Origin of the sequence: Pseudobutyrivibrio sp. YE44, assembly GCF_900104335.1 — a bacterium.
In the GTDB taxonomy this organism is placed as follows: Bacteria; Bacillota; Clostridia; order Lachnospirales; family Lachnospiraceae; genus Pseudobutyrivibrio.
On sequence record NZ_FMXT01000002.1, the window covers coordinates 285,895 to 308,421 of the forward strand.

Here is a 22,527-nt window from a genome sequence, read left to right on the forward strand (position 1 = left end):
AACAATATGACTAGGTTTTATGTAGACCTATGCGCGCTGAAGATTATAGCAAAGGAGATGAATGTATGAAAAAGGTTTTACAATTAGTAAGCGACGACTTTGAAGACCTTGAGCTATGGGTACCTGTAATGAGAATGCGTGAAGCAGGAGTTCAGGTAGATTTAGTAGCTGAAAAACCAGGTGTATATCATGGAAAATATGGGGTTCCATGTGAGGTGACAATGTCATTTTATGATGTAAAAGCTGAAGACTATGATGGAATCTTAGTTCCAGGAGGTTGGGCACCAGACAAGCTAAGAAGATTTCCTGAAGTGTTGGATATAGTTAGAAAGTTAAATTCAGAGGGAAAACTTATTGGCCAGATTTGTCATGCAGGATGGGTGCTGGCATCAGCTGAAATATTGGAAGGAAGAACTGTAACAAGCACACCAGGAATCAAGGATGACATGACTCATGCTGGAGCCAAGTGGGTGGATCAAGCTTGTGTTGTAGATGGAAATATAATCTCAGCTCGTCGCCCACCTGATATCCCTGAATACTGCAAAGAGCTTGTAAAGTTCATAGAAAAATAAATAAGACTGGATGAATAACATGACACAAATACCTACACTTACTAGAAATTTAGATAGCAAAACATTTAGAAGTTATTATTACTTGAAGGAAGAATTAGTTGAGTTCTGCAGAAATAATGGACTCCCTACATCAGGAGGAAAGGAAGAGCTTACAGATAGAATTGCTTATTATCTTGATACCGGAAGTGTTAAAAAGGTAGCCAAGAGAAAAGCTCATACTGTAGATGTAGGTGTGATTACTGAAGACACCCTCATAGAACCTAATATAGTTTGCTCGGAAAAACACAGAGCCTTTTTCAAAGAAAAAATCGGCAAAACTTTTTCTTTTAATGTGCAATTTCAAAAATGGTTAAAAGCAAATGCTGGAAAAACCTATGGTGATGCAATAGATGCCTATTACATGATTTTGGAAGAAAAGAAAAAAGGCAAAACAAAGATTGATAAGCAATTTGAATATAATACCTATATTCGAGATTTCTTTGAAGCTAACCAGGGCAGAAGTTTGCAAGATGCAATTACATGTTGGAAATACAAAAAGAGCCTCCAAGGTCATAATAGATATGAGATTGCAGATTTAGAGGCACTAGAAAATTAATCTGCCATTTGGATTTATCGCGGCATGTCTACAAATCCTATTTTCTCGTTGGCTCATTGATAAAATTTCATTAAAAATAGCATTTTTTTATCAACGAACACCTCAGGAAGCCGCATATGTTCGTTTAGCCGCGATAAATAATCTTCAAAAATAGTGATTTTTTATCAATGGCACCACTGGGAACATGCATGCATTCGTTTAGCCGCGATAAAAACTTTTCCAAACTACCTACTTTTCCTCTGGCTTGAGTTCGTCTCCGTATGAATAAATCTCATCCGTTAATCCAATAGCTCTCCTTTTTTCAGTAATCATTTTTTCTGCTTCTTCAGGAGAAATCACATTATATCCCTGCTCGTTAATTAAGATATCTCTTACAATATCATATGGATTATCTGGATTTGTTGGATCATCTTCAATCTCATTATAATCCGAGTCTGTAAGATGAATATAGTAGTAATCATTTTTTTCATCTGAAGAACTAACGAAATTAATTCTTAGTATATCGAGTAAATCAGCACCATTAATTGTGTGGTCTACGTCATAAAAATAGTGAAGCTGATTGTCATTATCCCTGTCTCCATAGCCCTCATCCCATTCTGAATACCAGAAATTATATTTTCCTAATGCATCAATATAACCATACTCGCCACCATGATAAGTCGCTCCACCAGAACCAAAGGAGCAAACTTCTCCGGTGTAATATACAGACGTCTCACATCTACTCCATGAAGTTCCAGTAAAGCAAATGTTAAGTTTCCCATCGATATTCTTTATTACCAAACTTGGCGTAAATTCATCATCAAACAAAAGGGAAACAATCATTTCAATATTGCCATCTAATCCACAGTCAATATAGGTATCTGTACTACTTTCATAAGTCCATCCCTCACCATACTGCCCCTCTTCAGTAATTTTAGAAACTATATCATTTAAGCTATAACTGTGGCCGTCTTTGAGGAATTCTGAAAACTCCACATACTGACTTATATCTCCATTACTATGAAAAGTCGCAGTTACAGTGTTATTTAAAAATCCGTCATATAGTGATGCAGATTCATCGTCTAATTCTACGCTATCTCTTTGTTTAGGTCCTATGTAAGCATAGTATTTTTCCATCGCATCCCAATAATCTTTATCATATGAATTATCTTCGCTCTCATCTGCGATATTCTCTTCTGCGCTACTCTCCTCTGTGCTCACAGCCTCTGTTTCTTTTTGTTCTTTCTTATCATCAACAGACGTACTCTGCCTTGGTGAACACCCTGTGATAAAGATTGATGCTGCTAAAATTTCAGCTAATATAATTCTTTTTACATATACTTTTTTCATCTCGTTTATTTCCCTTAATTTATTGTAATATCGCCTGGACCTGGTCGCGTTTTTCAAACAGGACGCAGCCACCAACGTGGTCATCCTTGAGGATATCGCCATCTTGAAGCGCCTTAAAAAGCTTTGAGGAAATGGCCTGCTTCAAGGATGTTTCTTTAACGTTGATATCTGAGAATGGTGAGAATGGACATGGTTCTGCTCCACCCTGTGAGTTGATATGGAAGAAGCCTCGGCCTGCTGCAACACAGCCGCCTGAGGATTTCTCATCTCCTGGGAAGGAAATGAAAACCATCTCCTGATACTTTTCTCGTAGCTCTGCAATGCGAACTCTAAGAATCTCTTCCTGGGCCTCTGATAAAGCTAAATCCTTGCTTTCATCAGACACTGGAACGTACTCTACAAATATAACAGCCTTACTACCGTAACCACCTAACATCTGAATAAAATCATCTGATAAAACATCTTCAAAATTCTCAGTAGTCACAGTAACAGAATTTCCAAATATCAAATCCTTCTTTTTAAAGATTTCCATATTTGAAATCAACTTGTCATAAATGCCTTCACCACGTCTTTTATCGGTGGATTCCTTGTGACCCTCGATACTCATAATTGGCACAAGATTTCTGTGTTTATCAAACATATCAAAGTATTCTTCACTTATGAACACTCCGTTAGTGAATATTGGGAACAGAATATTTGACTTTCCTCCTGCGGCCTTAATGACACCCTTTCTAAGAAGTGGCTCTCCGCCAGCTAAAAGAATAAAGCTGATTCCCAATTCATCTGCCTCTGTAAAGATCTGTGACCACTCATCATCTGTAAGCTGATTAACAGGAGCACAATCCTTTGTAGCCTCGTTCTGACGCGAATAACAGCCAGCACAATGAAGATTACAGCTACTTGTGATAGATGCAATCAAAAATGGAGGCACATTCATTCCCTCATTTTTATGTTTCAATCTGATGCTAGATGCCTTCTTTGAAGCCATGGCAAACTTGGCCATAAAGATGCTCTCAGCAGGATTCTTGAGAGTCGCCCTTACTGCATCCTTAACAACACGCTCCACTCCTTTTGTCATATAGGATTGAATGTCAAAATTCTCATTACTCATTACTTTATAACCTCATTATATATTTTACGCAATTAAATTTTGTAAAATACATTATACTAGCTATTCTATAATTGTCAACCACACATCAGCGCTACAGTTTATTAACATCCAAAATCAAGTCAGCCTTTTTTGATTCATTAATACAGGTTCTAACATTTACCATATCACTGTAATCAACAAAGGCTGTGGCATCCTCAATAGTGTTTCCACTTAAAGCCTTGCGTTCAATAAGTCTATTGCGAAGCAAAGTCTCGTCAGCCTTCAAGGATATTGTGTAGTCAGCATATGACAAAAGCTCATCCCAGCCAGGTCTATCCAGCAACAAATAATTTCCTTCCAAAAGAACTATATTCGTATTTACGATAATCTGATTATCAACAGGATTGTGTAGGGTTCTATCGTAGATTGGCCATCCACAGTCTTCTCCACTTGCCACACGTTCAATTCGTTCCTTCAAGCCCTTTAAATCAAAGGTCTCTGGCGCCCCTTTAATCTTTACCATTAGTACTTCTTCCCCATCACGAATTGTGGTGTGAGTTGTAAGATACTCCTGGCGCATATGAAACCCATCCATTCCTATAGATTGAATAGGTTCAAGCTCTAGATTCTCTCTAGAAAGCTTTTCAAGAAAACTAACCAGGGTACTTTTGCCTGCCCCTGGAGGTGCCGCAAGCATTACCAGGACTCTTCCACCCTTTTCCTTCTGCAATTTTGTAAGCTTTTTCAACAGAGGTAGCAAAATCTCATCAATCGTCTCAGACCTATAGCTGGCTTCTATGTCTAATCCATTAATATTAACTTTATATTCCATTGTCTTCTCCTCGCATGATTTGACTTTAGATGATTTATAAAACTTTCGCAACATTTTTTCTATAATAAAAAGGACCCTGGCTTTATGCCAAGGTCCTATATAAATTGGGAGGATTAAGTCTATTTTCTCTTTACATATATTACTCCTGCACCAGCAACAGCTGCTATAACAATAATTCCAAGTATTACAAACAGAAATCCTGAGTTTGTGTTATCTTCTATTGCTGTTGTTGCAACCTCTTCATCCTGAATTGTCTTCTCAGAAGATTCATCTTTAGAATTATCTGCAACTGTTACAGATTCCTCTACTGTGCTCTCCTCTGTAACTTCTTCAGTTATAGCATCTTCCATAACTTCTGACTCATCTGAAGCCTCTGAATCAGCTGTTGTTTTTACTGTATCACTGTTTGCCTTCTTACTCTTTGTGTTACTTGCTGTCTTTGTTGTATCTCCAGCAAGTGGCACCTGTGTGTCAGCTATAGTTGCAGCTGGTTTTGTCACAACATTTTCAACTGTGTTTGTTGACTGCGTTGTAGTTCCAGCTGAAGATGATGTCTGAGTCTGTGTACTAGCTGATGACTCACTTGAAGAGCTGCTACTTGAAGCGCTGCTGTTTGAAGAGCCGCTACCTGATGAGCTACCTGAAGAACCACTGCCTGATGAGCCACCCTGGGAAGGACTTGGTGTCACTGGATCTGTCTTTCCCGTGTCTTCCTGCTTTGTCTCCTCTTGCTTTAGTTCATCATCTGAAGGACGCTCAAGAACAAACAATGTAGTAACTATTTCTTCACTTGCAACTGAACCATTATTTACAGAAACTCGAATTCCCTCTTTGAAGATGTTGTGCTCCTCAGCATTTACTGTCATAGGCTTGAAGGCTTCCTCTACCTTTTCCACCAAGTTGCTGATTACATCAATCACCTTGTCAACAAGTGATTCTTCCTCTGAATCATAGGTGTCAGTATTCTCAGAGCCTTTTAATACTTCCTGTTCATCAGCTTCTGTATTATTAGAATCTGCATCACTTTCAGAAGATTTTACTGTGTCAGATTTTTCTAATTCATCTTCTATCTTGCCTACCTCTGACTTTTTAGAAACTTCTGAATTCTGTTTTTCAACATCCTTAGTCTCTAGTTTCTCTTTGTCTTCTTCTAACTCCTCAAGTTCTTCTTTCTCCAGTTCTTCCAACTCATCAAGCTTATCTTCATCCTCAAGCTCATTCTCTTTATCCTCATTAAAAGAAGCAAGGATTTCATTTGGCATATTTACTGAATACCAACCATTACCAATGTGAGCCATTCCCTTGCCTGGGAATTCTCCGAAGATTTCATTGCCATCCTCATCTACTGCATATACATTTGCCGCCTCAAAGAACTTTTCATTATCAAGCTTTACATAAGCTTTAGTCATGCCCTCTTCATCAGGCTCTTCCTCTTGGATTGGCTTAATATCTTTTTCAGGATTCTCAGGCTCCTCTGTTTTGCCTGGCTCATCCTTAGTATCCTTATAAGTTGCGTCATATACATCTCTTACCTCTGAGGCTGTTAAAGCTGTATCGTATATACGAATATCATCAAATAATACATTTCTGCAATCCTCATCGCCCCAGATATCTCCAGCGCCAACCATTACATGATTTGCAAACTGAATAGCTGCACTTTTTCCTGAGAAGCAGTTTGAAATATCCTTTTTATCATATACAATCTCGCTACCATTAAGGAACACCTTAATACCATTTGTGTTCACTGTGTAAGTAACCTGCTGCCATTTTCCTGTAATCTCACTATAGGCAAGACTTGGGAAGGCATCTGAATAATCATTTGCATTGATTCTTCCGATTAGGTTAGCACCAATTCTTGTCATTGGATAATTACCAACAGTAGCACCATCTGCCAGCCAGTCTGCTTCAAACAAAGCACTGTGGTCCCAGGTACTTCCATCAATGTTTACCCACATACTTACCGTGTAGCCAGACTCATCAACATTCTTGAATATGTCATTTGGCAAAGATAAATAATTAACCTGCTTATCCCCAACACTGTTCTCAACTTTTAATACCTCACCTCTTGTTTCATCTTCAACAACTGCTGCATCCCCCATCAACTTGGCTGATTCTCTATTTAGTGCAGACTCCATTGCCGTAACATTTGTACCGTCTACACTATCAAAATCGTAACCTGCGATAATGCTTGGTCCATCATAAACTGTAACAACATATTCCTTGGAAATTGAAGCACTTCCATAAGTTATAGTTGCAGTTAGTGTAACCTCAGTATCCTGCTTTGGAGAGCTAACTTTTCCAGAATTTGATAGCACTGACTTATTATCAGATTCCCAGCTAATCTCAGCTCCTGAAAGAGATGTTGGCAACTCCACATCTTCTCTTGTAGCCTTTGGAAGAATTCCTTCAATCTGATCTGCCACCTTTGATGCAAGCACATCATCACTAGCATCAAACTTGCTACCCCAAACAGAAAGATTGTTATTTCCAATTGCTGTAAAGGTCATTGTCTTTGCACCATTGTCATTGGTCTGTTCAAAGAACACTCCCTTATAGGTTGCCCCATCAATATCAAGAGTCACATATGTATAGTCATCTCCATCAGACATTGTCCAAGAACCTGTCTTATCTCCAGTAATAGTTCCATCTTCATTAAGAACCACCGTCTCTGTAGAAAGCATGCTGCCATCTTTTTCAGCATTTCCATGATTTATATATTCGTAGGTTCCTACAACATCCTCTTCGCTATATTTTTGAATCTGCTCGTTTCTGTTTTCATATACAGCAGTTACAAGCCAATCATCCTCGTTCAAGAACTGCTGACGAACACGAACCTCATGACCTTCTCCGCGAGATGAGTCCAAGAATCTCTGATGATAGAACAGATAATACTTACCATCATCTGTAACCATAGCTGAGTTGTGTCCTGCTGCTCTATAACCAGGCTGATTAAAGAACTGGTAATTACCGATGAGCTTTGCCCCGTACTTGTAGCAGTTAACACCGCTGTTACCAGCCTCATTTCCAGCTGGGTCAACATATGGACCATACACATTCTTTGAACGGAAAAGTCTCATATTATAGCCGCCAGTAGTTGTCAATCCGCCGTAGGTTTCATACATGTAATAATAGCCAGTGTTCTTGTCATATTCTATGTATGGACCTTCGCCAGACTGATGATTTCCACCAGCAATGTGAACACCAAAGTATCTATCCACATAGTTGCCACTTGTTGACTCTACGCCATCCTCACCGGGGTAAATAGCCCTTCCTGTTTCCTTATCAATCTCTAGAATGAAAAGTCCACCAGACCAAGAACCATAAACCATATAAAGATGCTTTCCACTCTCATCAAAGAAAAGAGTTGGATCAATTGCATTAGGTGCATAATTGTTGTTCCAACTACCATCAGCATTGAAGCACTTCCAGGTGCTGGCATCACCATCTATCTTTCCTTCTTTAATCAAGTCGTTAAATGGAAGATAATCCTTTGTCCATGTGGTGTCTCTGGTGCTATTTCCGTCATAATTTAACTTGCCTGTGTTGGTAAAACCTGAATATACCACTGTATTTCCATATTCATATCCTCCATCAGGAGTTTTTGAAACCATATAGCCGATGCAAGAACGTCTCCATGTAGAAGATGCACTGTAATAGAGCATGTAGGCACCCTTGCTGCCATCTTCCCACTTGTAATACGGATTGTAGATTACATCTGGTGCCCAAACCGCATAGCCTCCAGTGCAATCCCCATCATCATAACCTGCCCATTTAAAGGATTCCTTAAGATTCTCTTTTACATTTCCATAAATTACATTGTTGTCCACATCCTGATAATCTGTGGATACCTGAGTCCAATTAACTAAGTCTGTTGACGATGCTGTAGCTATGTGAGAACCAAACACATAGTACTTTCCATTGTCTGCAAAAATAGATGGGTCATGGACGCAAACCCTTGAAATATCTGGTGCTGCCTTGGCTTCAATCGCCCCAAAGCCTGTCAGCTGAACCCCAGATGTGGCCATAGCTGTTGCCATAGCCAGTGCTAACATTCTTTTTGCTTTTTTCATTGTTCCCCCTTCATTCTCCTTTTCTTTTAGTAATTATTAAACTATTTTAGTTTAACTATTGCTTATTTATTTATATACATTATAAATTTCTATTTTTCAACCTAATTAGGATAATTTTCTGCCATCAAATCTATTTTTGTTAAATTATTTTAATTTATATTGAAAATTTTTATCTAATTTTACGACAAAAAAATAACCCCTGGTGTGAATCACACCAAGGGCTCTTTCATCAAATATTATTTCACTGGGACGCAGTGCTTATCATTGATGTCGCAAACCTTCTGAACACGGCGACGATATTTCTCTTCCATAAGAGGATCTGTGTTAAGCCAAGTCTTTACAACCTCCATAGCCATAAGGCCGCCGATGATTTTTGCGCCTAAGCAAAGGATGTTTGAATCCGTATGCTGTCTTGCAAGAGTAGCACAAAGAGGATCCTGGCACACTGCTGCATAACAGCCATTAATCTTGTTTGCGATAAGTGCGCTACCGTAGCCTACACCATCGCAGAAGATTCCTCTGTCGCATTCACCCTTTGCAACTGCTAAAGCTGCAGGATAAACAAAATCTGAAAGGTCGCAACTGTCGTTATCGTAAGTTCCAAAATCTACAACCTCATATCCTTCACTCTCAAGATAAGCCTTTATTTCATTTTTCATTTCTGTTCCAGCATGATCATTTGCCATTGCTATTTTCATAATGGAAGTCCTCCTTCTTAAAACTAACTCTAACATACCACAAAAATGTGAATTCTTAATAGAATTTTTATACTTTTTTCATTGCTTTTACCCCATTTATTTGACATAGTAAATATAGAAGTTTTGATGTCGCCCGCTTAAAGTGAGCTACAAAACCTCAAAATAAATGAATAAATAATTGGAGGTCCACATGAAAGGTTTAAAAGACAAACCCTGGTACTCTCTTACCATATCAATATGTATAGGGGTTATTCTTTACGTCACTCTTGTAAATATACACAGTGTGCTTAGTGGTATTAACAACTTTTTAAGCTTCTTCTCCACAGTTTTTCTTGGAGCAATTATCGCTTATATCATTAACCCACTAGCTATGTTTTACAGGAATCACTTGTTCCATAAGTTAAAAAGCGAGAAGCTTCGTGCTACCCTTGGAAACACCTTAGCCTTTGTGACTGTAATCATTTTCCTTGTATTTATTGGATTTATGGTTATCCCACAGCTAATCGATAGTGTTAAAACCTTCGCAGCAAACTTTAATGGTTATGTGAGAGGCTTACAGCGCACCTTGGCTATAATTGGTGTATCCAGCTCAATGGTGGATTTAAGCGAGTTTGTGCATTCATCAAACGATTTGTTGAATCAGTTGCAAAAGCTAGCCTCTGAAAACATGGATACCATCATGTCAAAAACAGCTGATCTTGGAAAAGCTTTAGGACAGTTTTTTATTGCATTCCTTTTAGCCATCTATTTCCTAGCTGGAAAGGATAAGCTCAAGTCCAGCGGAAAACGCTTTTTAAAAGCTGTCTTCAAGAGCCAGTATATAAAGGTTGCCTATGTTATAGGCCGAAGCGATGTAATCCTTAACAAATATATCGTTTACAACCTGATTGACGCCACAATAGTCGGTGCAATTAATGCCATCTTCATGACCATAGCAGGATTACCATATGTAGGTCTTGTCTCTGTATTGGTTGGCCTTACAAACATTATTCCAACCTTTGGTCCTGTTGTTGGTGCTGTTATCGGTGGTTTCCTACTTCTTTTGGTAGAGCCAAGATACGCAGTGATATTCCTTATTTTCACAGCAGTGCTTCAGACAATAGACGGCTATGTTTTAAAGCCAAAGCTCTTCGGGGATTCCCTTGGAGTTTCCAGTCTTTGGATTTTAGTTGGAATCGTAGCAGGCGGCAAGATGTTTGGTGTAATCGGAATCCTTCTTGCAATTCCAATGGTTGCCATCATCGATATGCTTTATCATGAATTCCTGCTTCCATTCTTGGAAAAGAAAAAATAAAGACAAACTTAAAGGCTTGCCCTAGACTATGGGGCAAGCCTTTTTCGTATATACGATATTCGTTTATACGTTACTCGTATCTTAATGCATCAATTGGATTTAACTTTGCTGCCTTGTTGGCTGGATAGTATCCAAAGAAGATACCGATTGCCATTGAAAAGACCACTGCAACTATTATTGCCACCACTGACACAGAAGCTGAATAGCCCATATATGTAGCTGCCACTGCACCAAGTCCAATACCAAGGATAATACCGATTAGTCCACCCATGATACAGATTACTACCGACTCAGTAATAAACTGAAGGCGGATTGAACCATTTGTAGCACCAAGAGCCTTTCTAGTTCCAATCTCTTTTGTTCGCTCTGTAATGGATACAAGCATGATGTTCATTACACCAATACCACCAACCACAAGAGAAATTCCAGCAATAATTGCAAGTGCAACTTCAATTGTACCAATCATAGATGTCATAGACTCTATCATGGATGACATGCTGGTTACAGACACCTCATAATCCTCATTATTTGAATAAAACATTGAGTTGAAGTAGGCCTCAACTGTGTCTGCAAAGGTCTCTGAATCAGTATCTATAGTGGTTACCAGTGTGATACTCTCATATCCCTCGTTATTTGTGTGAAGCTGATTTCTAGCTGTTGTAAATGGAATGTACATATCTGTCACAGTATCTTCTGTGGAAGAACTTGACCAGGTACTGTCATCGTATTCATAGACACCTACTATGTAATAGGTATAGTACTTTCCATTGATACTAACCTCTATCTCAGATCCAAGTGCCGCCTGATTATCTCCATCAAACATGTTGTTAACAAAATAGTTTGATACGATACAAACCTTCTGAGCATTATCATAATCCTTATCAATAAAGGTACGTCCTGCCAGCAAATCAAGATCAGTATATTCCATGTAATCCTGGTTATAACCAGTGATATTTACATTGGCATAAAGACTTCCATCTGTAGCTGTTCCATTTCCAACAGAGGTGGAAAGCATAGTGTACTGAACGTTGTCACCGTACTCTTCCAAAAAGGAATCAAGCATTTCATCTGTAAGATAATCGTCGGAATCCATTGTTCGACGGTTGCCAGGACCAAAATGAAGTCCAGAGGATGTGGTTTCCTCTGAGGTACTCTTTTGTGATACCCCTACCGTCAGGTTGTTAGCACCCATTTCCTGCATGGAGGTATTTACCATTACGGTAATAGAATTACCAACAGTCATAATGGCTATAACAGAAGCTATACCAATTATGATACCAAGCATTGTAAGGAGAGAGCGCATGATGTTGGATTTTAAACCAGCCAGAGCAAGTAGGATGTTTTCTGTAATTAACATGCTGTATCCCCCTTTATATCCCCGTCTCTTAAAGTAATTATTCTTTCTGTCTCAAGTGATAGCTCTGGAGAATGAGTGATTAACACTATAGTCTTCCCCTGTTCCTCGTGAAGCTTATGGAAGATATCCATAATGAGGCGACCAGTTGCTGAGTCAAGAGCTCCTGTTGGCTCATCTGCCAAAATGATTGCTGGGTCATTTGCCATGGCTCTTGCAATTGCCACACGTTGCTTTTGTCCACCTGAAAGCTCGTCAGGATTATGATGCATACGATTTGTCATTCCCACCTGTTCCAAAAGCATTTTTGCTCTCTCGTTTCTTTCGCTTCTGCCAACACCTGCGTACATCATAGGAAGCTCCACGTTTTTGATTGCGTTTGTTCTTGCAATCAAGTTGTAGGTCTGAAAAACAAACCCGATTTTTTTATTTCTTAAAATAGATAATTCATGGTCCTTTGCCTTTTCAATATCTATTCCGTCCAAAGTATATTCACCGCTGGTAGGTCGGTCTAAGGCGCCAATTATATTCATCAAGGTTGACTTACCCGAACCTGACTGACCAACGATTGAAACAAATTCACCCTCGCGGACCGTAAAGTTTACACCATGCAAAACTTCAAATTCATTTGGTGTTCCTATAAAAAAGCTTTTATGAATGTCCCGAAGATCAAGCATTATATCTCCTGCTGCCATACTCTTGTCCTCCTACATTCCACCTGGGCCGCCGCCACTTGGACCACCGCCGCTAGGACCGCCACTTGGTGCGCCACCACTTGGTGCACCGCCGCCACCAAGATTAAATAAAGAACCGCCACCTTGTTCAGGGGCTTCTGAGCTCGTATTTCCGCTTGCGGCAGTTGCCTTTACAAGCATGCCTTCTGAAAGCTCATCACTAATAATCTGCTCGTAGTAATCGCTCTGTAAACCAAGGGTAACTGTAATCTTTGTTTCGTTTCCTTCTGAATCCACGGCTGTTACATAGCTGTTGCCATCCTTGTCAGTCTCTACACAATCATAAGGTACTGCAAATACCTGCTCTGCTGACTCCAGAATTACAGAAGCCTTGGCTGTCATGCCAACACGAAGTCTATCATCTGTTGAGTCGAGAGTGATTTTCACCTCGTAGCTTGCAGAGCTTGAGGATGAACCACCGTTTGACGTTGCTGAAGATGTAGATGAATCTGCTGTAACTGCAACATAAGAAACTGTACCAGTAAACTCCTCATCATCTGTAGCATCAAACTTAACCACTGCCGACTGGCCCTGCTGGATAGATGCGATATCATATTCATCTACAGTTGCCTCCACTACAAAGGAATCAGTATTTGATATCGTAAATACGGTATTACCCTGTGTATAGTTATTTCCCTCTGATACATTTATAGCTGTGATATAGCCTGAGAATGGAGCAACAACCTGACGACCAGACTGACTCTCTGTAATCTCATCATATTCTTCAGACTTTGTGTAAGTAGAATCATATTCCTGCTCAAGCTGAGCCAACTCATAATTGTACTGAGCCTCTTCAATCTTATCCTGAAGCTCCTCTATCTCATCCTGCTTATTCTCGTAGTCATCCATTGTAAAATTGTAACGACTCTTAACAGCATCCACCTGCTCATCGTATCTTGTTTTTGTATCTGTAGTTGGATTTGCCACATAACACTCGTAGGCATCCTTTACATCCAGATAATAAATCTCATATTTATCCAACCACTCCTGGATTTCAGCAATCTCTTTCTTGTAATCTTCTATCTCATCAAGATATCCCTGAAGAGTCTTTGCATTTTTTGTCTCAGAAATATTGTACTTGGCATTGAGCTGTGCAAGCTTCTCTGAATAATCATCAGAATCAAACTCCACCACAACTGCACCTGCCTCAACATAGTCACCTACAGAATAGTTGACCTTCTCAACCTGAGTACCTGTGGACATAGTTGAGGTAACACTCTGTGACTGCCCCGCCTCCAAAGTACCTGTTACGCTCACCGAAGACTGCAAATCCATCACCTGCACTTCTGTGGTGATGACCCCCGATGGCTTCTCCTCCTTTGCCTTTGAATTCAAAAGGAACTTATTTCCAAAAATTGCACCACCAGAAATAAGAGCCACAAATACCACAGCCAGCACCTTATGACCGTTAATAAAGGCTCCAATCCTTTTGACGCCCCCTGTTATCTTTCCTGAACTTTTCGGATTTTTCGATCCGTCCTTCGACATGATTTTCTTTCCTCCTACGTGAATTTTTTAACTCTACATTTGCATAATAAACACAAAAAAATCCCTAGTAAATGGACTTCACCTAGGATTCAGAAAACTTCAGACAGCCATCACATTTCGCGTATTTAAGGTTACTATTCACAGTCTTTTTTATGAAAAAAGTGGCCTAGGGACGAACGCCCCTAGGCCAAGATGATAGAGAATAGAATGAAGATAATAAACTTATTTGATTACTTTACTGCCTTCTTCTTGTTGTTGAGAATTTCGAATACTACGGCACCAAGAAGAACGACACCCTTTACAACCTTCTGCCAGTTTGCATCGATACCCATAAGGGACATACCAAGGTTGATTACACCGATAAGTGTTGCACCGATGATCATTCCGAATACTGTACCAGATCCACCGTAGGCAGAAACACCACCTACTACGCAGGCTGAAATTGCATCCATCTCGTAGTTTGTACCAGCTGTAGAGTTTGCAGCCTGGAAACGAGACATTGTGAGCCATGCAGATACAACTGTAAGTATTGCCATGTTAAGGTATGCGATAAACATGATACGCTTTGTATCGATACCAGAAAGTCTTGTAGCCTCAGCGTTACCACCGATTGTGTAGAAGTAACGTCCGATATCTGTCTTAGAAGTAATGAAGCTGTAGATAATAACGATTACAGCTACCCATACAAGTGCAAATGGAACACCACCTGCAAGTGCAAACTTGTATGCGAAAAGCATGATTGCAAAGCAGATAAGTACTGACTTAACAATAACCTTTGCCATGCTGTCGTGGTCGTAGCCCTTCTTAATCTTTGTTGCACGCTCTCTTACGAGAAGGAATACAACGATTACAGAAGCAATAAGTCCGATTACAATACTTGTCATATTGTACTGAACCCCACCAATTCTTGGTCCCCCAAAAAGATCGTTCATCTTACCTGTAAAGAGTCCACAGAAGTTTTCTGGAAGTGGACTGATGTTTGAAGCACCGTGCATTAATGCAACACCCCAGCCTCTTAATGCAAGGAAGCCTGCTAAGGTAGCAATCCATGGTGGAATGTTCATGTACGCAATTACGAATCCAAGAACACATCCGTAGATAACGCCAATTGCAAGCATTGCTATCATACCAACTGGTGTAGGAGCACCCTTTTCAACCATAAGCTTTGCTCCAAGAACACCAACTAAACAAACAAATGAACCGCAGGAAAGATCGATGTTACCACCGGTCAACATACACATCAACATACCAGTTGCAAGAACATATACGTATGCATTCTGTGTGATAAGCGCATTGAACTGGCTTGGCAAAAGCATTGTTCCGTGAGTTGTAATATTAAAGAAGATAACAACGAGGACCAGTACAATGAGCATTGTGTTTTCTTTTACTATTTTTAAAATCTTGTCTTTCACTTTTTGCTCCTCCCTTTCTACTTCTTTTCTCTCTTAGACATTACATCAAAGATTACCGCAGCGAGAAGTACTAATCCCTTAACTACCTTCTGATAGTTGGCATCAACACCCATGATTAACATACCCTGGTTGATAACACCTGTAAGAAGAGCACCGATGATTGCTCCGAATACTGAACCTGTTCCACCGTATGCAGAAGCACCACCAATGAAGCAGGCACCGATAGCATCCATCTCGTAGAACTGACCATATGTAGGCTGAGCTGAAGCAGCTCTTGCTACAGTGAGGATACCAGCAAAGGCTGCCAAGAATCCCATATTCGTATATGCGAAGAAGTAAACCTTCTTTGTATTGATACCAGAAAGCTGTGTTGCTTTCTCGTTACCACCAACCGCATAGAGGTAACGACCAATTGTTGTCTTTGTTGTAACATAATGATAAGCAAGTACGATAAGGATAATCCAAAGAAGTGATGTAGGAACACCCTTATATCCTGCAAGCTTGTATGCAAGGAAAAGAATTACTAATGAGATAACAGCAATCTTTGCATAGAATGGAGCTGCGCCTGTTTTAGCATATCCCTTGCGTGTAGCTGCAATTCTATTTCTAAATGAAACGATAACTAAAATTGCTACTGCAATCACACCTGCAACAATACATGTGATATTAAGATCTTCACCGTGGAAGAAATCTGGAATGTAGCAATCAGCACCACCACCAAATACATTAAGGAATGTTGTATTTGAAATTGATACTGCATAACCGTTAAGAACGACGTTTGCAAGTCCTCTAAAAGCGTACATACCAGCAAGTGTTACGATGAATGGTGGCACGTTTATATATGCTACCCAGAAGGCCTGCCAAGCACCAACTGCAATACCGCAAAGAAGCATAATGATTACAGTGAGCCAAACATTCAAGCCCTTGCTTAAGAGCACTGCACCAATACCACCGATGAAAGCGATAACCGAACCAACAGAAAGATCGATGTTACCACCAGTTAAGATACAAAGTAACATACCAGTTCCAAGAACGAATACATATGCGTTCTGTGAAAGAAGGTTGTTAACGTTCTGAGACAAAAGAATTGTTCCACCTGTACCAACGTAGAAAATTCCAATGATTACCACCAGGGCGATTACCATGGTGTATTTCTTTAATGCATTTCCAATGTTATTTGAAACCATGATTCCTCTCCCTTCTATGACTTCAAGATGCAAGACATAATGCTTTCCTGTGAAGCCTCAGCTCCTGACATTTCACCAACCATCTTGCCCTCGTTCATAACATAAATTCTATCTGACATACCAAGAACCTCTGGAAGCTCTGATGAAATCATGATTACTGACTTTCCAGCAGCAACAAGATCATTGATAATACAGTAAATCTCATACTTAGCACCAACGTCGATACCACGTGTTGGCTCATCAAGAATGAGTACATCAGGGTTTGCAAACATCCACTTAGCAAGAAGAACCTTCTGCTGGTTACCACCTGAAAGGTTACCAACGTTCTGCTCAACTGTTGGACACTTTGTCTTAAGCTTTTCTCTGTAATCCTCAGCTACCTGATATTCCTTATCCTGGTCGATTACACGCTTACTACAAAGATCTGAAAGATTAGAAAGTGTTGTGTTAATCTTGATAGGATTTGTAAGGACAAGTCCATTACCCTTTCTATCCTCAGTAACATATGCAATCTTATGCTTGATAGCATCCTTGATGTTCTTAAGGTGAACCTCCTGTCCGTTAAGAAAGAGCTGACCAGAGATGTTTGTTCCGTAAGACTTACCAAAGATTGACATTGCAAGCTCTGTACGACCTGCACCCATAAGTCCTGCGATACCAACAACCTCGCCCTTACGAACGTTCATTGATACACCGTCAACAACCTTACGATCTGCAAACTGTGGATGGAAAACTGTCCAATCCCTAACTTCCATAGCAATCTCGCCAATTTTTACATCATGACGCTTTGGGAAACGGTCTGTCATTTCACGACCAACCATGCCCTTGATAATTCTATCTTCTGTAATTTCATCTGTTCTCTTATCAAGAGTTTCAATTGTCGAACCATCACGGATAACAGTGATTTTATCTGCTACGTAAGAAACTTCGTTAAGCTTGTGAGAAATGATGATTGATGTCATTCCTTCCTGCTTGAATTTAAGAAGTAAATCAAGAAGTGCCCTTGAATCTGTCTCATTAAGAGATGATGTAGGCTCATCAAGAATAAGTAACTTTGCGTGTTTAGCAAGTGCCTTTGCAATTTCAACAAGCTGCTGCTTACCAACACCAATATCTTTGATTAATGTTCGGCTGCTCTCTGAAAGACCTACCATCTTCAAATACTTGTCAGCCTCAGCATAAGTTTTATCCCAATCGATAGCCGCTTTAGAACCCTGCTCATTTCCCAAGAACATGTTCTCTCCGATTGACATATAAGGAATAAGGGCTAACTCCTGATGGATAATTACGATTCCCTTTTCCTCTGAATCCTTGATTTTCTGGAACTTACATACTTCTCCGTTGTATACAATATCACCTGTGTAAGAACCATATGGATAAATACCACTTAATACGTTCATCAAGGTAGATTTACCAGCACCGTTTTCCCCAACAAGTGCGTGGATTTCTCCTTCCTCTACCTTAAGATTTACGTTATCAAGGGCCTTTACACCTGGGAATTCTTTGGTGATATTATTCATCTCAAGTAATATTTTTCCCACTTGCTTGTCCTCCCTATTATATAAACCTCTAAAAATACCAAGAATAAATGCTTTATTCTCTCCAAATTATTCTCTTTTTTCCTTTAAAATAGGGCAGGTTCCCCTGCCCTATCAAATTACCCTTTAGTTTTTATCTTTCTAACGGGAAGAACCACCTATTGTATACCTCGCTCCGCTCGGTGGAGGTGGTTCGTGGCAGCAGTTTTTCTTACTGCCAAGCAGTAGAAAAACTACTGCAATTGATCCTCTGTGTAGTATCCAGAATCGATAAGAAGCTCCTTGTAGTTGTCCTTGTCAGCGAATACTGGCTCGCAAAGGTATGAAGGAACAACACCCTTACCATTGTCGTATGTCTCTGTATCGTTAACATCAACTGTCTCACCCTTAAGGATCTGACCTACCATCTTAACAACCTGTGAAGCAAGTGTACGTGTATCCTTGAATACTGACATTGACTGCTTTCCAGCGATCATGTTCTTTGTATTCTCAATATCACAGTCCTGTCCAGTTACGATTGGATATTCACCCTTGTAGTTTGCTGCAAGTGCGTTCTCAACACCAAGTGCTGTAGAGTCGTTTGAGCAGAGGCAGATGTTAAGGTCATCCTTAGCGTAGTTAGAAGAAAGGATTGTCTCCATTCTTGACTGAGCTGTCTCTGTTGCCCATGCTGGAGTAGCTACTTCTGCGAATTCTACCTGACCAGACTTAACAACAAGTGTTCCTTTTTCGATGTATTCCTTAAGAAGATCCATAGCACCGTTGTAGAAGAAACCAGCGTTGTTATCACCTGGATCACCAGCTGTGATTTCCATTGTGTATGTCTGATCTGTATTCTTAAGATCAAGCTGATCAATGATGTACTGACCCTGAACCTGACCTACTTTGTAGTTATCAAATGTAGCGTAGTATGAAACTGCATCTGAGTTCATGATAAGACGGTCATAAGCGATAACTGGGATTTTCTTCTCAGCTGCCATATCCATAGCCTCACCAAGTGAAGAACCCTCGATAGCTGCAACTACAAGAACGTTACATCCTGAGTTAATCATGTTCTCAATCTGAGAAACCTGTGTCTGTACATCGTTTGAAGCATACTGAAGATCTACTTCGTATCCAGCTGCCTCAAGCTCCTTCTGCATGTTGGCACCATCCTGGTTCCATCTCTGAAGGTCCTTAGTAGGCATTGCTACACCAACCTTTGTGCCGCCAGCTGCACCACCTGCTGTGTCAGATGACTCTGTAGCTGCACCTGCATCAGCTGCACCTGTGTCTGTTGTCTCTGTGCTTGTTCCACAGCCTACAAACATTGAAGCTGCCATAGCACCTGTTAAGAGCACGCTTAATAATTTCTTTTTCATTCTAGAAATAACCTCCCTTTCAATTAATAGGTTCTTTTTGGAAAACATCTTCGGTTTTCCGTTTCTGATGATACTTTAACAAATACGTGTCTAAAAATGGTTGTCACTTTCTTCACATTTTTGTCCAAATCATTTTAACATAAAAAATAGGACTAGCACATTTTTGTGCTAATCCTATTAAATAATTGCAATATTTTGCTAAAAGAGTTTTCTACTCCGCATTTAGATACACATCTTCTTTAGTATGGAAGCCGCCATCGATTATGACTTCATCAAGATTTTCCTTGTTGACGGCAACTGGCTCTACGGCTACATAAGGGATGTCATAAGTGCCATCGTTTATGGTTGCATCTATTGAAATGTCTTCACCCTTTGCCAATGCAACTGTAAGCTTAGCTGCCTGCTCAGCCAGCTTGCCTACAGGCTTGTAAACTGTCATTAGCTGAGTGCCCTGAACAATATGCTGACAAGCTGGTAAATCAGCATCCTGTCCTACCACTGGAATCTGGCCTGCAAGCTGTGCAACAGCAAGGGCTTTTACAACTGAGGTGGCAATGTCATCGTTACCACACATGATGGCATCTGCTTGCTTTACTAAATCCATATGATCGTAAACATAAGCGCTACCATACTCTGCTTTCCATCCCTCACAGTTGTAAACATCCAGCACCTCTATACCATTATCATTCATCTGCTTGTTAAAGCCCTCTGTAACCATAGGTACATTGTTATCAGTGAGAGGGCCACATATCATAATGACATCCTTAGCCCCTTGATTAACAATAGCCTCTCCAAGCATTTCCCCAACCTCTTCATTATCAAAGGATATATAAAGATCTGTGTTAACATTTCCTATAAGACGGTCATAGCTGACCACTGGAATGTTTGCTCGTTTAGCTTCACCAATTACTTCCTTTAAACTTTCTCCATCAATAGGAATAATAACAAGGCAATCTACCTTCTTATCTATGAGATATTGAATCTGCTCAATCTGCTTTTCAATGTTTCCGTTTGCATTTTGAACATTGACAGTAGCCCCCATAGCTGTGGCAGTGGCCACAAACACATCTCTATCTTTTTCCCAACGCTCAATAACAAATGAATCAAAGCACATTCCAATCTCAAGAGTATCTTCATCAGATTCTCCTGTGCTAGCATTGCCTTCGCCTGCCCCGCCGCAGGCCATTAACGTTGATGGAATCACCACCAACATCAGAACACCTATAAGTGTTTTTTTGATAAACCCCTTCATTACATATATCCTCCCAGTAAAACAATTAGGATTATCCTTCTATATTATAGAACTATCCTCAACTAGCAATTCTGCCAGTTCATTTTCCACCTGCTAATTGCACCTAGCATAGTCAGTAGGCGTTTTCCCTGTATATTTTTTGAAATTTCGTGAGAAGTAATTTGGATCAGAATATCCAACCTCTGCCGAAATTTCTTTCATAGACTTGTTTGTAGTCTTAAGAAGCTTCTTTGCTGCTTCTATTCTAAGCTTTGTAAGATAATCGATGAAGTTCTCGCCAGTCTCCTCCTTGAAAACCTTTGAGAAATAATAGGAACTAATATTAACCACTCGAGATACATCATCAAGAGTAAGCTCCTTCATATAGTTTTCATCAATATATTGCTTTGCCTTGTTAACAGCACTCATAGATTGTTCTTCATGCTTGTTAGAAACCCAGAAGGCAGTAGCCTTTATCTTTTCAATAAACCAAACCTTAACCTCCCCAAGGCCGGTGAAGCTCATAAGCTCTGAAAGATAGTTTGCCCTGCTTTTGAATTCGTACATACGACCAGTCTTTTCATAGGCAAGATGCTCTGCCCATAATACGAATTCCAAACACTTAAGGCGTACACTGTCATGGTCTGTTCCATAGTTTTCTTCCATCCATTCAAAAAAGCCCTGGGCAATTGAAATGGATTCTGAAATATTTCCAAGTGTGATTTCATCAAACAAACGCTTTTCCATATCCATAGGATAGTTCGACTCGTATTGGCATGCCACAGGCATATCATCCACATGAGCCACGTGGTTGGTATTAGATATCAACACCGAATTAGCTTCCTCATAGGATTCGCTCATTCTCTCCAGCGGTTTAACCGAACCGAAGCCCACTCTAAAGTCCATATCAAAGCGGTCTGCCAGCTTGCGGCACAGTGCTCTGGCGTTTTCCACAATGTCGTTTCTTTCATTATAGGAAAGAGTATCCTTTTCACATGGAATGAGAATAGGAATCTTGTTGGACATAACATTTCCCATTATTCCCTTAATATAATCATCCGTAATGGTGTGGATTTCTTTGTAGGATTTCTGGGCCTGGATAGAGGCTGCAACAGCCCCCTTCATATAATTACCAACAAGCTCTCGACCAAAGACCATACATGCCATATAGCCGTATTCGCAATCAATGCCAAGAAGAGTCTTGTAGTTATCAATGTCTTCTTTAAAGTATTCCTTGAAAAGCAGATCCTGAATCAAACCATTTTCTATAATAGGAACAACTATCTCCAGCTTTTCCCTAACTCTAAGGTCATCACTTCGCTTGGTTCGCTCTCCATCAATACGTCCCATGGCTTTCTTAAGAATACTAAGGATGGCATCTCTGCTGACAGGCTTGTTAAGATAATCCAACACACCAAGGGAGATTGCCTCCTTGGCGTAGTCAAACTTGTCATAAGCAGTCATTACAATAAACACCACGTGATTATTGGTGCGACGGATTTCACGCATAGCTTCAATGCCATTGATACCTGGCATTTGAATATCCATAAAGGCAATGTCTGGCTGAAACTCCTCTGCAAGCTCAATAACCTGACGACCAGTTTTGGCTACACGAATGTCGCACTGACTTCCGTATTCCTTTTCTATTATAAATTTGAGTGAATCGATAACGATGCCTTCGTCATCAGCTAACATAATTTTGTACATAAACACACCTCATCAGTCAGCTAAAGCTGACAGCT

Annotated in this window: 17 protein-coding genes; 3 read left to right on the forward strand and 14 right to left on the reverse strand. The window is 40.0% G+C overall.

What is annotated here, in order from left to right; genetic code table 11:
* The first annotated feature begins 65 nt into the window (after positions 1-65).
* Both BLR54_RS05475 and BLR54_RS05480 read left to right on the forward strand, forming a co-directional pair.
* Positions 66-572 (forward strand): type 1 glutamine amidotransferase domain-containing protein, encoded by a 507-nt coding sequence (locus tag BLR54_RS05475; RefSeq protein WP_090417836.1) that lies wholly within the window; start codon positions 66-68, stop codon positions 570-572.
* Between the two features lie 19 nt (positions 573-591).
* Positions 592-1,167 carry a DUF6434 domain-containing protein gene (locus BLR54_RS05480; protein ID WP_090417842.1) on the forward strand — a complete coding sequence of 192 codons (576 nt, stop codon included), beginning with the start codon at positions 592-594 and terminating at the stop codon, positions 1,165-1,167.
* A 228-nt stretch (positions 1,168-1,395) separates the two neighbouring features.
* Here the strand turns inward: BLR54_RS05480 and BLR54_RS05485 are convergent, their stop codons facing one another.
* The 5 genes from BLR54_RS05485 to BLR54_RS05505 form a co-directional block, all read right to left on the reverse strand.
* Entirely contained in the window at positions 1,396-2,496 is a 1,101-nt protein-coding gene (locus BLR54_RS05485; RefSeq protein ID WP_090417845.1) for a hypothetical protein, read from the reverse strand.
* A gap of 19 nt (positions 2,497-2,515) precedes the next feature.
* On the reverse strand, positions 2,516-3,607 hold the full coding sequence (locus tag BLR54_RS05490) for a radical SAM/SPASM domain-containing protein (protein ID WP_090417848.1): 1,092 nt from the start codon (positions 3,605-3,607) through the stop codon (positions 2,516-2,518).
* Positions 3,608-3,698: 91 nt separating this feature from the next.
* Positions 3,699-4,418: a nucleoside/nucleotide kinase family protein gene (locus BLR54_RS05495; protein ID WP_090417851.1), complete on the reverse strand. Its 720-nt coding sequence runs from the start codon at positions 4,416-4,418 to the stop codon at positions 3,699-3,701.
* Between the two features lie 119 nt (positions 4,419-4,537).
* Positions 4,538-8,488: a lipocalin-like domain-containing protein gene (locus tag BLR54_RS05500; protein WP_090417854.1), complete on the reverse strand. Its 3,951-nt coding sequence runs from the start codon at positions 8,486-8,488 to the stop codon at positions 4,538-4,540.
* Between the two features lie 236 nt (positions 8,489-8,724).
* Entirely contained in the window at positions 8,725-9,186 is a 462-nt protein-coding gene (locus BLR54_RS05505) for an RpiB/LacA/LacB family sugar-phosphate isomerase (protein WP_090417857.1), read from the reverse strand.
* A 190-nt stretch (positions 9,187-9,376) separates the two neighbouring features.
* On the opposite strand from BLR54_RS05505, the gene BLR54_RS05510 reads away from it, so the two are divergent.
* Entirely contained in the window at positions 9,377-10,480 is a 1,104-nt protein-coding gene (locus BLR54_RS05510; protein WP_090417860.1) for an AI-2E family transporter, read from the forward strand.
* Between the two features lie 70 nt (positions 10,481-10,550).
* Here BLR54_RS05510 and BLR54_RS05515 read toward each other — a convergent pair whose 3' ends face one another.
* The 9 genes from BLR54_RS05515 to BLR54_RS05555 all read right to left on the reverse strand — a co-directional run bounded on the left by BLR54_RS05515 (position 10,551) and on the right by BLR54_RS05555 (position 22,492).
* Positions 10,551-11,837, reverse strand: coding sequence for an ABC transporter permease (locus tag BLR54_RS05515; RefSeq protein WP_090417863.1), 1,287 nt, complete (start codon positions 11,835-11,837; stop codon positions 10,551-10,553).
* Positions 11,831-12,529 (reverse strand): ABC transporter ATP-binding protein, encoded by a 699-nt coding sequence (locus tag BLR54_RS05520; RefSeq protein ID WP_090417865.1) that lies wholly within the window; start codon positions 12,527-12,529, stop codon positions 11,831-11,833. The genes BLR54_RS05515 and BLR54_RS05520 overlap by 7 nt, the downstream gene beginning before the upstream one ends.
* Positions 12,530-12,541: 12 nt before the next feature.
* Positions 12,542-14,056, reverse strand: a complete 1,515-nt coding sequence (locus BLR54_RS05525) for an efflux RND transporter periplasmic adaptor subunit (protein ID WP_090417868.1) — start codon at positions 14,054-14,056, stop codon at positions 12,542-12,544.
* Between the two features lie 230 nt (positions 14,057-14,286).
* Positions 14,287-15,468, reverse strand: coding sequence for an ABC transporter permease subunit (locus BLR54_RS05530; RefSeq protein WP_255396678.1), 1,182 nt, complete (start codon positions 15,466-15,468; stop codon positions 14,287-14,289).
* A 17-nt stretch (positions 15,469-15,485) separates the two neighbouring features.
* Positions 15,486-16,655 (reverse strand): multiple monosaccharide ABC transporter permease, encoded by a 1,170-nt coding sequence (gene mmsB, locus BLR54_RS05535; protein ID WP_090417870.1) that lies wholly within the window; start codon positions 16,653-16,655, stop codon positions 15,486-15,488.
* Positions 16,656-16,669: 14 nt separating this feature from the next.
* Positions 16,670-18,196: a multiple monosaccharide ABC transporter ATP-binding protein gene (mmsA, locus tag BLR54_RS05540; protein WP_090417873.1), complete on the reverse strand. Its 1,527-nt coding sequence runs from the start codon at positions 18,194-18,196 to the stop codon at positions 16,670-16,672.
* Between the two features lie 230 nt (positions 18,197-18,426).
* Positions 18,427-19,554 carry a multiple monosaccharide ABC transporter substrate-binding protein gene (chvE, locus tag BLR54_RS05545; protein WP_090417876.1) on the reverse strand — a complete coding sequence of 376 codons (1,128 nt, stop codon included), beginning with the start codon at positions 19,552-19,554 and terminating at the stop codon, positions 18,427-18,429.
* 211 nt (positions 19,555-19,765) lie between these two features.
* Positions 19,766-20,806 (reverse strand): sugar ABC transporter substrate-binding protein, encoded by a 1,041-nt coding sequence (locus BLR54_RS05550; RefSeq protein ID WP_090417879.1) that lies wholly within the window; start codon positions 20,804-20,806, stop codon positions 19,766-19,768.
* Positions 20,807-20,899: 93 nt separating this feature from the next.
* Positions 20,900-22,492, reverse strand: a complete 1,593-nt coding sequence (locus tag BLR54_RS05555) for a response regulator (protein WP_090417882.1) — start codon at positions 22,490-22,492, stop codon at positions 20,900-20,902.
* Positions 22,493-22,527: the final 35 nt, after the last annotated feature.